Source organism: Breoghania sp. L-A4 (assembly GCF_003432385.1).
Lineage (GTDB): Bacteria > Pseudomonadota > Alphaproteobacteria > Rhizobiales > Stappiaceae > Breoghania.
The window spans coordinates 4,079,196-4,094,676 of record NZ_CP031841.1 but is presented as its reverse complement, the minus strand read 5'-3'; the positions used below and the strand labels follow the sequence as shown (position 1 = coordinate 4,094,676).

At 66.4% G+C, this 15,481-nt stretch carries 12 protein-coding genes and 2 pseudogenes; 8 read left to right on the top strand and 6 right to left on the bottom strand.

Annotated elements, in window-relative coordinates; all coding sequences use genetic code 11:
* Window positions 1–23: 23 nt before the first annotated feature.
* From D1F64_RS18750 to D1F64_RS18740, 3 genes are read right to left on the bottom strand one after another with little or no spacing between them, the layout of a single operon-like run.
* Window positions 24–1,283 carry a 2Fe-2S iron-sulfur cluster-binding protein gene (locus D1F64_RS18750; RefSeq protein ID WP_117413654.1) on the bottom strand — a complete coding sequence of 420 codons (1,260 nt, stop codon included), beginning with the start codon at window positions 1,281–1,283 and terminating at the stop codon, window positions 24–26.
* A gap of 43 nt (window positions 1,284–1,326) precedes the next feature.
* Window positions 1,327–2,823, bottom strand: a complete 1,497-nt coding sequence (locus D1F64_RS18745) for a hypothetical protein (RefSeq protein ID WP_117413653.1) — start codon at window positions 2,821–2,823, stop codon at window positions 1,327–1,329.
* Between the two features lie 32 nt (window positions 2,824–2,855).
* Entirely contained in the window at window positions 2,856–5,117 is a 2,262-nt protein-coding gene (locus D1F64_RS18740) for a multiheme c-type cytochrome (RefSeq protein ID WP_162901645.1), read from the bottom strand.
* 601 nt (window positions 5,118–5,718) lie between these two features.
* On the opposite strand from D1F64_RS18740, the gene D1F64_RS18735 reads away from it, so the two are divergent.
* The 5 genes from D1F64_RS18735 to D1F64_RS18715 all read left to right on the top strand — a co-directional run bounded on the left by D1F64_RS18735 (window position 5,719) and on the right by D1F64_RS18715 (window position 8,805).
* Complete coding sequence (locus D1F64_RS18735) at window positions 5,719–6,144, top strand: hypothetical protein (RefSeq protein ID WP_117413651.1); 426 nt, start codon at window positions 5,719–5,721, stop codon at window positions 6,142–6,144.
* Between the two features lie 112 nt (window positions 6,145–6,256).
* Complete coding sequence (locus D1F64_RS18730; protein WP_117413650.1) at window positions 6,257–6,976, top strand: MotA/TolQ/ExbB proton channel family protein; 720 nt, start codon at window positions 6,257–6,259, stop codon at window positions 6,974–6,976.
* Window positions 6,966–7,349 (top strand): biopolymer transporter ExbD, encoded by a 384-nt coding sequence (locus D1F64_RS18725; protein WP_117413649.1) that lies wholly within the window; start codon window positions 6,966–6,968, stop codon window positions 7,347–7,349. Before D1F64_RS18730 ends, D1F64_RS18725 begins: the two co-directional genes overlap by 11 nt.
* A 41-nt stretch (window positions 7,350–7,390) precedes the next feature.
* Entirely contained in the window at window positions 7,391–7,813 is a 423-nt protein-coding gene (locus tag D1F64_RS18720) for a biopolymer transporter ExbD (RefSeq protein WP_117414718.1), read from the top strand.
* Window positions 7,810–8,805, top strand: a complete 996-nt coding sequence (locus D1F64_RS18715) for an energy transducer TonB (protein WP_117413648.1) — start codon at window positions 7,810–7,812, stop codon at window positions 8,803–8,805. The genes D1F64_RS18720 and D1F64_RS18715 overlap by 4 nt, the downstream gene beginning before the upstream one ends.
* Before the next feature lie 37 nt (window positions 8,806–8,842).
* On the opposite strand, the pseudogene D1F64_RS24855 reads toward D1F64_RS18715, so the two are convergent.
* A pseudogene (locus D1F64_RS24855) lies at window positions 8,843–8,960 on the bottom strand (IS3 family transposase); the annotation flags it as partial.
* Between the two features lie 207 nt (window positions 8,961–9,167).
* On the opposite strand from D1F64_RS24855, the pseudogene D1F64_RS18710 reads away from it, so the two are divergent.
* Window positions 9,168–9,798, top strand: a pseudogene (locus tag D1F64_RS18710) (glutathione S-transferase family protein).
* Window positions 9,799–9,976: 178 nt separating this feature from the next.
* On the opposite strand, the gene D1F64_RS18705 reads toward D1F64_RS18710, so the two are convergent.
* Both D1F64_RS18705 and D1F64_RS18700 read right to left on the bottom strand, forming a co-directional pair.
* Window positions 9,977–11,170 carry a CaiB/BaiF CoA-transferase family protein gene (locus D1F64_RS18705; RefSeq protein WP_117413647.1) on the bottom strand — a complete coding sequence of 398 codons (1,194 nt, stop codon included), beginning with the start codon at window positions 11,168–11,170 and terminating at the stop codon, window positions 9,977–9,979.
* Between the two features lie 158 nt (window positions 11,171–11,328).
* Window positions 11,329–12,267 carry a LysR family transcriptional regulator gene (locus tag D1F64_RS18700; protein ID WP_162901644.1) on the bottom strand — a complete coding sequence of 313 codons (939 nt, stop codon included), beginning with the start codon at window positions 12,265–12,267 and terminating at the stop codon, window positions 11,329–11,331.
* Window positions 12,268–12,416: 149 nt separating this feature from the next.
* Between D1F64_RS18700 and D1F64_RS18695 the strand changes: the two genes are divergently transcribed.
* Window positions 12,417–13,544: an iron-containing alcohol dehydrogenase gene (locus D1F64_RS18695; protein WP_117413645.1), complete on the top strand. Its 1,128-nt coding sequence runs from the start codon at window positions 12,417–12,419 to the stop codon at window positions 13,542–13,544.
* A 71-nt stretch (window positions 13,545–13,615) separates the two neighbouring features.
* Window positions 13,616–15,049 (top strand): aldehyde dehydrogenase family protein, encoded by a 1,434-nt coding sequence (locus tag D1F64_RS18690; RefSeq protein WP_117413644.1) that lies wholly within the window; start codon window positions 13,616–13,618, stop codon window positions 15,047–15,049.
* The last annotated feature ends 432 nt before the right edge of the window (window positions 15,050–15,481 follow it).

The following is a 15,481-nucleotide window of genomic DNA, read 5'->3' as shown; positions in this document are numbered from 1 at the left end:
GGCAATCCGGCGCGGCCCGCGTTTCATGCGTCCAGGGCAATATCTCCTTGCGGACAGGCGATGCACAAGAGCGCCGATCCCGCGGGTGGCTTGCTCGCGGGTGTTGTCACGTAGCTGACGCTGCCGCGTGTCAGCGCGGTCGAACAGGTGCCGCAATTGCCCACCCGGCAGCCGGAACTGATGCGCACGCCATGCGCGTCGGCCAGCTCCAGCAAGGTGCCCTCGGTTTCCGTCCAGATCAGCTTCTTGCCCGAGCGGGTGAATTCCACCTTGATGGCCTTGCCCGAGGTTTCGGCGGAATGCGGTTTCTTGACCGAGGCCGGGCCGAAAGCCTCGAAATGGACGTCGCGGTCGGGCACGCCCCAATCGCGCAGATAGGCGGTGACGGTTTGCATCATCGGCGGCGGACCGCAGACGTAGAAGTCGTAGTTGGAGGTCCCCAGCGTGTCCTTGAGCACGTCCAGCGTCACGAAGCCGGTGTGATCGTAGTCCTCGCCCTGCACGCAGGTCCCGGTCGGCTGGCTGTAGAGAACCACCGAGTGGAAATGGCTGTTGTTGTCGGTGATGGCGCGAATCTCGTCGCGCATGGCGATGTCGTCGCTGTTGCGCACCGCCTGGAAGATCCACGTCTCGCGATGGCTGCCCGTGTCCGCCAGCCACTTGAGCATCGACAGTAGCGGCGTCAGCCCCACCCCGCCGGCGATCAGCACGATCGGCCGGTCGGAATGGGTGTCGAGGCAGAAGCCGCCGTTGGGCGCCATCACGTCCAGCACGTCGCCCGGTTTCACCGCGTCGTGGAAGAAGTTTGACGACAGGCCGGGGGGCGCATCGGTGCCGGGCGGCGGGCCGAGCCGCTTGATGGTGATGCGGTAGCTGTCGTGATCCTCGGGACTGCCGGACAGCGAATAGCAGCGCACGACGGGGCCGGGCTGGTCGGGAATCTTCAGCTCGAAGGTGAGGAACTGTCCGGGCAGGAAGGGCGGCAGGAAGCCGCCGTCATGCGGCTTGAGGATAAAGGAGCAGATGTCGCCGCAGCGGTTTTCCACGCGCCGCTCGGCAACCCGGAACTTGCGCTTGCCTGCCCAGGTCAGCTCGCTGCGCTGGCGGTCGGCTTCCGCGCGCCGGATCAGGATGTCGGTCTGTGTCTTGAACTGCGCCAGTCTGTGGCGGTCCATGCGCCGGTTGCGCAGCACACGGGTGATCTCGGCCGTGGCGCCCGCGCCGGCCTGCAGCAAGGCGGCCGCGACGATCAGCGCGCCGCAGATCTGGAGCGCCAGAATCATCGCGCGCTCCTTGTGCTTGTCTCGCCATGCGGCGGTGCGTGCATCAGAACCGTGTCCTCAATTCAACGCGCAGGCCGGATCCGAATGTGCGGTTTTGCCCCTCCGATATGAAGGCATCGAGTTGTACGCTGCTTCTGTTGTCCAAAGCGTGCAGCAATTGGCCGCCCAACGCAACGGCACCCTGGTTGGAGCCGTCAGTGTCCTTGCGGCCGCCGAGTTCCAGCGTCAGCTGGGTTTTCTCGTGGTTGAAGAACATCTGGTAGCCGAGCGCGCCGCCGACCACGTGGTCGGCGCGGTTGGAGAGCGCCGCCCCGCCAAGCCCCACGGCGGGTGCCGCGAACAGGATTCCGGTGCGGCCGAGCGGTCCGCCGGCGGTGGGGTCGCGGGCGGCGGAGGAGTAGTTGCCGATGCCCCAGAAGGCATTGGCGTAATAGATGTTTTCAGATCCTGTCTCGGTTCTTGATACTTCCGAGAACAGCAACACGCCGTCGTCCACGGCGTTGTTGGGCGAGGGGCCGCGTCCGTTGACGGCGGTCGAGGTGTTGACACGGAACGAGGTGTTGTAGAGCCCGATGCGCTGGGTGGCCGCGGCGCCCAGGTACAGCCCGTCGCCGCCGTTGGGATTGGTCGACAGCACATAGGCGGCGTCCAGATTGACGGTGCTCTTGCGCAGGTCGGTCTCGGTGAACAGGCCGAACAGCCACGCGTCGCGGTCGCGCAGGTTGTTATCGCGGTGGACGTTGCTCCAGCCCACAAGCGCCGTGGCGCGCATGTCGGGCGTCAGGCCGGGAATGACGATCGTGTCCCGCGTAATGCCCAGCGCGTCCACCGTGTCGTTGATCATGATCCCCTCCTGGAACAGCAGCGGCTGGCGGCCGATGGCGAAGCCGAAGTCCAGGCTCTTGGTGTCGTCGGGGTCGAGATTGGGAAAGATCTCGCCGAACTCGCCTTCGAAGAACAGCGTGGTGATGTAGGGGTTCAGCCCGTTGACGAACCGGGTGCCGGTGGAGGAGCGGTGCAGGATCCCGGTGTGGTCATTGCCGTCGGACAGCGGCGAGATCCCAAGCAGCACGCGCTCGGTCGGCGTGAGCTTGAGGTTGAGGAACAGATCCAGCCGGTTGGCCTGGAATTGCCGGCTTTCGGCCGCACCGTTGTCGAAATGGCCGGCGGTGGTGCGGAAGTCGCCGAACACCCACAGCGCCGGCTGCCAGATCGCGCCCGTGGGCAGGGTGATGCCGGGCGTGATGTTGCCGCTGGCGAGGAACTTGTCGCCGCGCTCGAAGATCGGCGGCGTCGGCTTCGGTTCCTGTTCCTCTGTGAGCAGCGGCGTGGGCTTCTCGCTCAGCGTGCTGTCGTGAGGATCCCCGGCGCGCGGAGCCGGCTCTCCGCGCCGGCGGGCGATCTCGGCCTCGGTGATCAGTGGAATGGGCTCGTCGCTGAGCGCGCTGCTGCTGGCGGCCAGGGCGCCACCCGGAGGCGCGGCACTGATGAGTGCGGCCAGGACGATCGCCGCGGCGGCGAAGGGCGCGGCCGCGCGCAAGAGGGTCTGTCGTTCTGCGATCCATGGCGCGGTCACTGGATCGTCACCCGGGTTGTGCGGGTCCACAGGGTGGAGGCCCCGCGCACCACTTCGCGGGCGATCTGCGCCGGGCTCATGCCGTAGTCGAAGCCCGCGCCCTGGATCGCGGCGATCAGGTTGACCGGCACCATCTGCGAGATCAGCTTCACGGTGACGGTGTAGCGCTCGCCGCGCTTGAGCACATCGGCGGGGACGGAATACTCCGCGGTGCGGCTGCCGCCGGGCTCAATCGACTGCTTGTGCTTGCGCGCGCCGCGCGGGCGGCCGAACAGGGTGGTGGCCCGGCGCTCGGGACGCACCAGCGGCAGCACGTCCATCGAGCTGTTGACGGCCAGCACCTGTTCGCGTTCGCCGCCGCGCAGCAGCCGGACGACGAATTTCGACTGCAGCGAGAACAGGTCCTTGTCCAGGCGTAACTCGCCGTTGTGCACGTAGAGCGAATGGGCGTCGCGCACGTCGCCGTTGGGGTCGCGGTCGCCGGACACATAGACCGTGTTGCCGCGGCTGTCCTTGACCGTGACCTGCAGGAAGATCAGCCGCTCGGCGTCAAAGCCGGTGGGCACGCCGTGACCGTCGGTGCCGTTGCGCACGGCGATCCGGAAATCCAGCCCGCGCGTGTCGCTGCGGGTCACCTCGATGTCGCCCAGCTTGAAGCCGTTGCGCAGCACCTGTTCGCGCAGCCGCCGGGCCTTGGCCAGCCGCTCGTGCTGCACCTTGAGGATGGCGCGCGCGTCGTAGCGGTCGTCAATCGAGGTCCAGGCCTTTGGGAATTTGTAGCTGTCGGAGACCTTGTCCTCGAAGGCGTCGGTGCCCCAGCCGGCGCGATCGTTGAACTGCAGCCATTCTTCCAGCGTCTTGAGCTGCGCCGCTTCCACGTTGTGCGGGAAGATCCCCGGATGGATGATCGAATAGTCGGGGCCCGCGAAGGTGTGGTTGGCGAGCTTGCGGTTGCGCGTCGGCACGTCGCCGACGATCGCCGCCGGACCGTAGTCGTAGCCCGAGGCCACGCCCTGCACCTTGCCCATGTGGCAGTCCTGGCAGGTCTCGCCGCGCCTGGCCGCTGGCGTCTGCTTGTATTCGGCAAACGCCTCTTCCAGGCGGAAGCCGTTGAACAGGGTCACGTCGTGGCAGGTGCCGCAGAAGCCCGGCTTGGTCAGCGCGAAGAAGGGCTTCGCCTCGGTGTGGATGGAGCGGCCGGGATCGTCGCGCGATTGCGAGACGCGGTATTCCTCGGGGCTGTTGAGCACGCGCCTGAGTTCCTGCCCTCCCTTGGGGCCGTAGACGGGCGAGAAGACGTCGCCTTCCTCAAGCGCGAAGCGGCCGGAAATCTTGCCGTAGTTCTTGTTCACCCGGTGACAGGCGACGCAGGTGATGCCCTCGCGCGAGGTCGGCGTGCGCTTGAGATTGGAGACGTAGAGCGACTCGCCCAGGTTCATGCCGACGGGATTGTGGCAGCGGATGCAGAAGTCGCCGTTGGTGGCGCTGGTCTTCATGTTGATGGTGGTCTGCATCGCCATGTAGATGGGAGAGAGCTGCGCGTAGGCGTGCTGGGAGGCCGACCAGTCCTCATACTGCCGGGGGTGGCAGGTGGCGCAGGTGTTGGCCGAGGGGTATTTGCTCTCCAGAAACAGCTTCTCGTGCTCGGCGTTTGCCGTCTGCCTGCGCGCCGCGGCCTCTTCCTTCTTCTTGGCTTCTTCCGTCTCGTTCGCCCCGCCGTCGTCGCCGGTCAGCAGCAGATCGTCGATCGCGTCGTCGGAGGGTGCCAGCAGATCATCGTCGCCGCCCAGCAGCGTGTCACCGGAGCTGTCCGATGGCGCCAGAAGATCGTCGCCGCCGCCCAGCAGGCTGTCGGCGGAGCCGTCGGAAGGCGCGAGCAGATCGTCGCCGGAGTCGTCGGCGTTGAGCAAATCGTCGGAGCTGCCGGACAGCAGGTCGTCCGACGGGGCGGGCTGGCCGGCCCCCGGCAGATCATCGGAGGGCGCCGGATCCAGCAGGCTGTCGTTTTCCGCAGGCGCGTCGAGCAGCAGATCGTCGTTGGCCGCGAGCCGCATGCGCGCGCCGGCGTCGATTTCCTCGAGATAGCGTTCGAGCTGCGCCAGCGTTCCCGCGCGGCCCGAGTGGATCGCCATCAGCGGCGGTTGCGATGCGAAGGGGTCTGGCGATTGCGCGGACGCGGGGACGGCAGCGCCCCAGGAAAGCAGGGCCAGGGCGGCAATCAGACGAGGCCAGACATGATATTCAGCAGTCGCAACCATCAATCTGCCCGTCACGGTACTCACACCGGTCAAAGAATCCATGAAAATGCGTATGCCGCACGGTAAGAGCGGGGCACTGAAAGTTCAATCAAAAAGGGCGCGTCAACGCCCGAGCGCCCGCAATTTGCTGGTGAAATCAAATACTTGAAAAGTATAGTCAAGTTTGCGCCGCATGCGCGGCGGCGGATAAGCGCGCGCCGGCGCTCCGGCGTAATCGTCGGCGAGGGTCGCGAGGACGGACTATTGCTTGGCTGCGTCACCGAACAGCGCCAACAAGCCGTCCGACAGCGCGCCATCGGGAGGAGATGGCCGTGTGCTTCCGGGACATCGTACGGCAACTGGCTCTTTCCATGCCGACCCGACCATTCGGATGGCACACATGATTGTCGTTCCCGCAATCGTTTGCGCGATTGTCGCGTCGGCCGCTTTCGGTGGAATAGATACATGAATATGATTGTCAGGTTTTAGACTGTCGTTTAGAGAACTCCCATGGCCACGCTGGGGCGTGCCCGTAAACGGGGAGCGACATCCGGCACCTGCTCGCAGAACGCCGTCGCATGACCATCACCCCCGCAGGACCACCGAACAAGGAGCGCCCAGAATGTCGCGAAAACTTCTCCTCACCCTTCTGGCGCTGCTGGCGGCGCCGGTTTCGCCTGCCGCGGCGCAAGAAGCAGCCAAGGGCATACATTTCGAGCTGAACAAGGCGGAGACCGTCAACGGCACCTGCCGGGTGACGCTGGTCACCCGCAACGACATGGCGTCCGCGCTGAAGGCGTTCTCGGTCGATCTGGTGGTCTTTGACGATGCCGAGGGCGTCGCCGGCTATGCGGCGATCGACATCGGCGCGCTGCCCGCCGGCAAGACGCGGGTGCGCCAGTATGACGTCGCCAAGGGCGACTGCGGCGGCTTCTCGCGCTTTCTGGTGAACGACGTGCGCGCCTGCGAGGGCGCCTCCGGCGAGGTGCAGGATTGCCTCGGCGCGCTGCGGCTGTCGTCGCGCACGAAAATCGACCTGGTCCTGTAGCAGCGGCGGCGCGGGTCCCCGCGCTTGCCCGGTGTCCTGTCCGCGCGCATCCGTCCGGGAAGCCGGCGCCACCTGATCCCGGATGCGAGCTGTTTACGAAGTGAGGAAAATCATGCTGTCCAATCTGACGCAAAGCGTACCGGCCTTCGCAAGGCCGCTGGCCGAACTGGTCCAGTCCGGCGGGCCGGTCGTGATGCTGTTGCTGGCGCTCTCGGTCGTCGCCGTCGCGCTGATCATCGCGAAACTGATGCAATTCGCCCATCTGCGGGTGGGCAGTCACGCCCGCGCCCAGCGGGCGCTGGCGCTGTGGAACGACGGCCGGCCGCAGGACGCGCTGCGCGAGGTGTCGGCCGGACGCTCGGTGGTCTGCGGCGTGCTGCAGAAGCTGATCCAGAGCGGCCTTCGCCCCGGCACCAACACGGAACTGCTGCGCGACGATATCGAGCGGGTCTGCGTCAACCGGGTGGCGACGCTGCGCGCCTATCTGCGTCCGCTGGACATGATCTCGCAAACCGCGCCGCTGATCGGCCTGCTGGGCACCGTCATCGGCATGATCGAGGCGTTCCAGGCCATGCAGGGCGCGGGCGCCGCGGTGGATCCCTCGGTCCTTGCGGGCGGTATCTGGGTGGCGCTGCTGACCACCGCCGTCGGCCTGACCATCGCCATTCCGGTCTCCGCGATCGTCGGCTGGTTCGACGGCAAGGTCGAGCGCGAGGAGGCCGAGATGGAATCGCTGGTGACCGCGTTCTTCACCGGCGCGGTCGCGGACCGAAGCGCCGGCACGGTGGTGGCGCTGGAAAGCACCAGCCAGGGACCGCGCTATGCGGGCTAGGACCCGGGTCAAGAGAAAGGCTGTCGGCCTGACCTCGTTGATCGACGTGATCTTCCTGCTGCTGTTGTTTTTCATGCTGGCGTCCAGCTTCACCCGCTACCAGCTCGTGCCGGTCGCCAGCGGCGCGTCGGGTGGCGGCGCGGCGGCGCGGCCGGCGCTGATCCGGGTGCATTCCGCCTCCCGGATGGATCTCAACGGCGTGGCGGTGGCGGGCGACGACATGCAGGCGCGCTTTGAGCGCATCGCCGATGGCGAGGGCAAGACCCTGGCGATCTGGTCCGGCCCCGAGGCGAGCGTGCAGGACGTCACCGACGTGATGATCGCGGCGCGCGCGGCCGGATTGAACGCGGTCATGCTGACCGGCAACGACTGATGCTGTGCGCAGAACGTGAATTTGAGAGCAGGAACAGGCCGATGCGGCTGAAGAAACGCGCCCGGCGGACACCGCCCGATAACACCATACCGCTCATCAACATCGTCTTTCTGATGCTGATCTTCTTTCTCTTCGCGGGCTCGGTGGCGCGTGACGACGCGCGCCGCATCGCGCCGCCGGACAATGTCGCCGAGGACGAAAGCGTGCGCTCCACCGGGGCGCTGGTCATCGACGCGGACGGCCGCTTCTACCTGCGCGATGAGGAAGTGGATCTGGAAACCTTCCTCGCCGCGCAGACCGGCGGGGGCGCGATGGATGGCGGGGAAGACGCCGGTTCGGGCGCGCGCATCAAGATCGCCGCCGATGGCGCGCTAGCCGCCGACAAACTGGAAGAGGTCCTCAAGAGGATCGCCGAGACCGCGCCTAGAGAGGTCGTGCTGATCACCAGGAGGCAGTCGAAATGAGATTTCCCCGGCTTCTCTGCGCGGGGCTGATCGCGTCCGTGGGGCTGCATGCCGGCGGCTCCGCCTATATGAGCGGCGGCGACGACGCGGTCCGGATCGAGGCCTCCGCCGGCGGCGCGGTGTCTGTGGTCGGCTCGCTCGAGGATCTCGTGGCGGGCGCGGAAGTGGCCGCCGTCGAGACGCCCGACGACCCGACGCCGCCGGTCCAGGCGCCGGCCGATCCCATGGACCCCGTGACCACGCCGCAGGTGATGGCGGCGGTCGAGCCGCTTCCCGTTCTGGAGCCTCTGGACGTGACCCCGGCGCCGCCGCGCGCGGGCGTCACCGAGGTGCGCGAGGTCACGCCCGAGACGGCGGAGACCGTAACGGTGAAGCCGCTCGACGCGGTCAGCGAAACGCCGAAGACGGCGGTGCCGCCGAAGCCGTTGGAGGCCCGGCCGCCGGTCGAGCCGGTCGCGCGCGCCACACCCATTGAGCCGGTGGCCGTGATCACGCCGGACGCCGTGCTCACCGCCAAGCCGGTGCGGGTCGCCACGCTTGAGCCGGTCAAGGAAAAGCCGAGGAAGACGAAGCCGAAGAAGGTCCGCCAGCCCAAGGGCGCGAAGGCCGACTCGCGCCGCGGCGCGGAAACGGTGACCTCGGACCGGGGCCGGTCGAACGCCAACGGCCGCGCCACGGCGACGGATGGCGAGCGCGGTCAGGCGGCGACCTCCAACTACAAGGGCAAGGTGCTCTCGCGTCTGCGCCGCGCCAAGCGCTATCCGCGCGAGGCCCGGCGGGCCGGGGTTTCCGGCACGGCGACGCTGCGCTTCACCGTGTCGCGCGACGGCAGCGTCAGCGGTGTCCGGATCGTGCGCTCCTCAGGCGCCGCGGTGCTCGACGAGGCGGTGCTCGACCTGATCCGGCGCGCCTCGCCCATGCCGTCGTTCCCTTCCGAGGTCAGCGGCAATTCGATGACCTTCAGCGTGCCGATCCGCTTCTCCAGGGGGTAGCCGACACCCGGAAACTGACGAACGCGGAGGGAGGCCGTTGGCGCGGAATGGTCTGATGGAGATCCAGATCACGGGCAGCCTGCGCCAACGCCCCGATCCTTCACCAACCTCACTGCCTCGAGCTTGAACTCGCGGCTGAGCTTCCCGCTTTCCATTCCCACTCTCCAGTTCCGCCAAACACCTTATTTCGGTGTCTAGGAAACCGGCAGCAGGCCGCAGAGACTGATCTTTCCCTTGGCTCATCGACAGGTTGTACACAGTCGGCCGGCCCAAAGCTGCCGCGTCCCCTGTTGTCGCCTTGTCATGCCCAGGCGCGATGGTGAACTATCGGGGAGCGAACGATAAGCAAGGAGGCGCCGCCCATGTCCGAGATCATCTTCTACACAAATCCCATGTCACGCGGGCGCATCGTGCGCTGGATGCTCGAGGAACTGGGGCAGCCTTACGAGACGCGGGTGCTGGAATATGGGCCGCAAATGAAATCACCCGACTATCTGGCGATCAACCCCATGGGCAAGGTGCCCGCTCTGCGGCACGGAGACGCCGTGGTGACCGAAGCGGCCGCCTGCTGCGCCTATCTCGCCGCCGCCTTCCCCGAGGCGGGGCTCGCCCCGGCGCCGGGCACCCCGAGAGTGCGGCCTACCTGCGCTGGATGTTCTTCGCCGCCGGTCCCGGCGAGGCGGCGATTACCAACGCCTCCTTCGGTTTCGAGCTGCCTGACGATCCGCAGGCGCGGGGCGGGCCGGGTACGGCTCGTTGGAGGCGGTCGCCGATGCGCTCGCCGCCATGCTGTCGGATGGGCGGGACTATGTCACCGGAGGGACGTTCAGCGCCGCGGATGTCTATGTGGGCTCGCAAATCCTCTGGGGACGGATGTTCGGCACCTTGCCTGACCGGCCGGGGTTTGCAGAATACGCAGAGCGCCTGACCGCGCGCCCCGCTGCGGTGCGCGCACGCGAAATCGACGATGCCCTGATGCCGTCACCGAGTTGAGACGAGCCCCGCGGGCCGGATTCCGGGGTGCGCTCCGAAATCCGGTCCGCGCAAGACATTCCTTTCGAAAGCATGTCGAATTTCATTCAAATTTGACGCAAATTTCATTCAAAACATCTGCAATTCGACAGAAATTAGTCGGGACAGTTGAATTGGCCCGACACGCCGTGTCTTGCGTTTAAATCACTGAATCTTCGCGCATTTCCGCGATTTCCCGCGCGCTGTAGCCCAGATCGCCGAGGATGGCGTCCGTGTGCTGGCCGCAGGTCGGCGGCGGTTCGGAAATCGTGCTCGGCGTGCGGCTCATGATGATCGGCTGACCCACCAGATGCGTGTCGCCGCGCTCGGTGGAATGCACCGGCTGCGCCATGCCCAGATGTTTTATCTGAGGATTTTCAAACACTTCATCGATGGAATTGATCTCGCCGCAGGGCACGCCGGCCTCGTTGAGCACGGCGATCCATTCGGCGCTGCTGGCGCTCTTGAGCCGGTCCTCGATGATCGCGTTCAGCCGGTTGCGGTTGGCCGATCGCGCCTGCGGGTCGGCAAACTCCGGGTCGTCGTTCCACTCGGTTGTCCCCAGGGCCTCGCACAATCGCAGCCAGATCGCCTGGCCCGCGCAGGCGATGTTGATATGCCCGTCGGCGGTCTTGAAGACGCCGGTCGGGATGACCGTGGGATGGTTGTTGCCCGCCTGTTGCGGCACCTCGCCATCCACCAGCCAGCGCGCCGCCTGGAAGTCGAGCAGGAACGCCTGCGCCTGCAGGAGCGACGTCTGTATCCACTGGCCCTCGCCGGAAACCTCGCGCTCCAGCAAGGCGGTCAGCACCCCTTGCGCACAGAATATCCCCGCGCAGAGATCGGCGATCGGGATGCCCACGCGCACCGGCCCCTGGCCGGGAAGCCCGGTGATCGACATCAGGCCGCCCATGCCCTGCGCGATCTGGTCGAAGCCGGGGCGGTCGCGGTAGGGTCCGTCCTGGCCGAAGCCGGAAATGCTGGCCAGAACAATCCCCGGGTTGAGCGCTTTGAGATCCTCGTAGGCGATGCCGAGCCGGTGCTTCACCGCGGGCCGGAAATTCTCCACCACCACATCCGCCGTTGCCGCGAGCTTGCGGAACACCTCAAGCCCTTGTGGCGTCTTGAGGTTCAGCGTCAGGCTGCGCTTGTTGCGGTGCAGGTTCTGGAAATCCGAGCCCGCCCGGGGGCCGCCCATGCCGCCGCCGTCGTCGCCGCTTGCCGGCATCTCGATCTTGATCACATTGGCGCCCCAGTCGGCCAACTGACGCACGGCGGTCGGTCCCGAGCGCACCTGCGTCAGGTCGAGGACGGTGATGTGGTTGAGGGCCGTGCTGGCCGGGCGAAACGTCATAGCGTACCTCTATCCCCTTGATTTTATAAGCGATCATCAGCGGAAGTTGCCGCCGCGCCGCATTGGGACGAAGTATAGGAAGCGTGATCGCCGTTAGGCCAGATTCAATTTCGGACAATGTGCTGTCGCGAAACGAAGCCGGTGCGGACGATGCGCGTTCAGGTGGCCTCAACCAGCGTGAGCACGCCCTCGGTCTCCCACGGCCGGTGGAAGCGCCAGTGGTGCTTGAGGAAATCGATGAAGGCGCGCAGGTTCGGCGCCATGCCCAGATGCGGATGGAAGACCGCGTTGAAGGTCACCATTGGTCCCCGGCAATCCAGCAGAACCGGCACAAGCGCTCCGCTGCTCACATGCTTTCGCGCCAGCCATGCCGGCAGCAGCGCGACGCCCTGGCCCGCCAGCGTCAGCGACAGGATCGCCTCGTGGTCGCGCACCGCCACCCTTGGCACGATGCGGACGCTGGTGGTTTCCCTGCCGCGCTCGACCTTCAGATCGAAGGGGCCGGCGGCGGTGTTCGCGGCGATGAAGGCGTGCTGCTGCAGCGCCACGGGCTCGTCGAGCGGCGGCGCGCCTTCCAGATATCCGGGCGCCGCATAGAAAAACTGCGCGGAATCGCCCAGCGGGATCACGCACAGGCTCTCGTCGTCGATCACGCCCTTGCGCACCGCGATGTCGCAATGCTCCTCGATCAGATCGACGTTGCGGTTGGTGAAGGTCAGGCTGAGCCGGATATCGGGATAGCTGTCGAGAAACTCCGGCAGCAGCGGCAGGATGAAGGCGCGTCCGAGCGTTTCCGGCAGGCTGACGCTCAGCAGCCCGGTCGGCTTGGTGTTCAACGCGCTGATGGCCGCATCCGCCGCGCGCGCCTCTTCCATCACCCGCGCGCAATGCTGATAATAGACCCGGCCGCTTTCGGTGAGACCGATCTTGCGCGTCGTGCGATGCATGAGGGTCAGTTGCAGGCGGGTCTCGAGCGCGGCCACGCGTCGGCTGATGTTGGATTTCGACATTTTCAGCGCGTCGGCAGCCGCGGAGAACCCGTTGTGCTCCACGACGGCCGCGAAGACGGCCATGTCCGTCAACAGCTCGGTGTCCATTGATTGTCCCTGTGACGCAACAATACGTTTCAATTTGATATATTGTTCCATGAGCCAAAGCAATTTATTGTCGGCGTCCGGACCCGGGAACGCGCGGCAACCGGTTTTCACCGCCGCATGAACATCGAGCGCAGCAGGAAACGACCCGCATGGCGGTTATCAGCTATCTCACGACCATCGAATTTGAGGCAGGCGCCGTCGCCACTCTGGGCGCGCATCTTGAGCAGCTCGGCGTCGCGCGTCCGCTGCTGATCAGCGACCGGGGCCTGGAGGCGACGGGGCTGGTTGCGGATGTCGTGAAACTGTGCCCGCAAGGAACGCAAGTATTTCTCGACGTGCCGTCAAATCCGACCGAAGAGGCGACGCTGGCGGCGGTCGCGGCCTACAAGGCGGGGGGCTGCGACGGCGTGGTGGCGCTCGGCGGCGGCTCGCCGATCGATCTCGCTAAGGGCGTGGCGCTGCTGGCCACCCACGAAGGGCCGCTGGAGCGCTACGCGCTGATCCTCGGCGGTCTGCCGCGGATCACCGATGCGGTCGCGCCGCTGATCGCGGTGCCGACCACCGCGGGCACCGGGGCCGAGGTGGGGCGCGCCGCGCTGATCACGCTCACGGACGGACGCAAGCTCGGCTTCATCAGCCCGCATCTGATCCCCAAGCGCGCGATCTGCGATCCGGAACTCACCCTGGGACTGCCGGCGGGGCTCACGGCGGCCACGGGACTGGATGCGCTGTCGCATTGCATCGAGACCTTCCTGTCGCCGCGGATCAATCCGCCCGCCGACGCCATCGCGCTCGACGGCGCGGGAAAGATCTGGCGCAATCTGGAGACGGCGGTCACCGACGGCTCGAATCTGGCCGCGCGTTCGGAACTGATGATGGGCTCGCTGCAGGGCGGGCTGACGTTCCAGAAGGGGCTTGGCGCGGTTCATTCCCTGTCGCATGCCCTGGGCGGGCTCAAGGAGCCGAACCTGCATCACGGCACGCTCAACGCGATTCTCATGCCGGTGGTGGTGCGGTTCAACCAGCCGGTGGCGGGCGAGAAGATCGACCGGCTCAAGCAGGCGATGGGCCTCGGTCCCGCGGCCGATCTGGCCGACGAACTCGACGCGCTCAACAAGCGGCTTGGCATTCCGGCCGGGCTGAAAACCCTCGGGGTGACGCCCGACAGGCTCGACTGGGTCATCGAGCGCGCGCTCGCCGATCACAGCCACGCGACCAACCCACGCGAGCCCAGCGCATCCGACTATCGCGGCCTTCTCGAGGCCGTCATGCATTGAGGATGCCGTTGTCGGCGCACGGCCGGCGACCTCCTCATCCAACTCGTTCAAATCAAGGCGGAAAAAGCATCATGACCATCCATCAGAACCTCATCGACGGCGAGTGGACCGGCGCGGAAGCCATCGAGAACATCAATCCCTCCAACACCGACGAGGTCGTGGGCCTCTATGCGCGCGCCAATGCCGACGACGCGCGCAACGCAATCGCGGCCGCGAAGGCCGCCGCACCCGCGTGGGCGCGCTCAGGCATCCTCGAGCGCCACGCGATCCTGCGCAAGGCGTCGGACGAGATCCTGGCGCGCAAGGAAGAACTCGGCCGCCTGCTGTCCAGCGAGGAAGGCAAGACGCTGGGCGAGGGCATCGGCGAGACCGTCCGCGCGGCGCAGATCTTCGATTTCTTCGCTGGCGAGACCCTGCGGCTGGCCGGCCAGGTGCTGCCGTCCGTGCGCCCGAACATCGGCGTCGAGATCACCCGCGAGCCGGTCGGCGTCGTCGGCATCATCACGCCGTGGAATTTCCCCATCGCCATCCCCGCGTGGAAGATCGCCCCGGCGCTGTGCTACGGCAACACGGTGGTGTTCAAGCCGGCCGAACTGGTGCCGGGCTGCTCCTGGGCCATCGTTGATATCCTGCACCGCGCGGGCCTGCCCAAGGGCGTGCTGAATCTCGTGATGGGCAAGGGCTCCGTCGTCGGCCAGGCGATGCTCGACAGCCCCGACGTCAACGCCATCACCTTCACCGGCTCGGTCGCGACCGGCAAGCGGGTGGCCGCGGCATCGGTCGAGCACAACCGCAAGTATCAGCTCGAGATGGGCGGCAAGAACCCCTTCGTCGTGCTCGATGACGCGGATCTCGCCGTCGCCGTTGACGCGGCGCTCAACAGCGCCTTCTTCTCCACCGGCCAGCGCTGCACGGCGTCCTCGCGCCTCATCGTCACCCAGGGCATCCACGATCGTTTCGTCGCGGCGCTGAGCGAGAAGATGGCGGCGGTGAAGGTCGGCAACGCGCTGGACAGCACGACGCAGATCGGCCCCGTGGTCGACGACAGCCAGCTCAAGCAGGATCTCGACTACATCGAGATCGGCCGCAAGGAAGGCGCCAATCTGGCATTCGGCGGCGAGCGTCTGAACCGCGAAACGCCGGGCTTCTATCTGCAGCCGGCGCTGTTCACGGAAGCCAACAACCAGATGCGCATCTCGCGCGAGGAAATCTTCGGCCCCGTCGCCTCGGTGATCCAGGTGAAGGACTACGACGAGGCGCTGGCTGTCGCCAACGACACGGCGTTCGGCCTGTCCTCGGGCATCGCCACCACCAGCCTCAAGCACGCGACGCACTTCAAGCGCAACGCGGAGGCCGGCATGGTGATGGTCAACCTGCCGACGGCAGGCGTCGATTTCCATGTGCCGTTTGGCGGCCGCAAGGGATCGAGCTACGGCTCGCGCGAACAGGGTTCTTACGCGGCGGAGTTCTACACCACCGTGAAGACGGCCTACACGCTGGCCTAAGCCGGCACGGGGCGCCGCGCGGTTTCGCGGCGTCCCAATCTCTTCCCTGTACCGCGCGCGCTTCAAAAATCCGCTGCTGATCGGCCCGATACGGTCACATCTGCCAATTTCCTGGTCACCGCCCGCCGGTTGGATGATTTGTTGAGCAGTTTTCATCGTGACGTTACGGGAGTTTTGCGTGCGACTCCAATGGTTTGCCTGAAAAGCAGGCAACTGACGGTCTGCAATGGCGGGCGATGGTTTGCGGGCACGCGGTTTCGCCGCTTTGCGGCCCCGTGTGTCCGCGCCATCCATGCGCGCCGATATCTGTGTTCAACGCCTTGATCTTAAATCCCTTTTAATCGTTCGATCGCTACTGGGACCGCAGCTCGCAGCAGCGCCGGGTCACGCCCGTGCGCGGGCGGCGGCTGGCCGTCCGGCTGCCGCGGAATA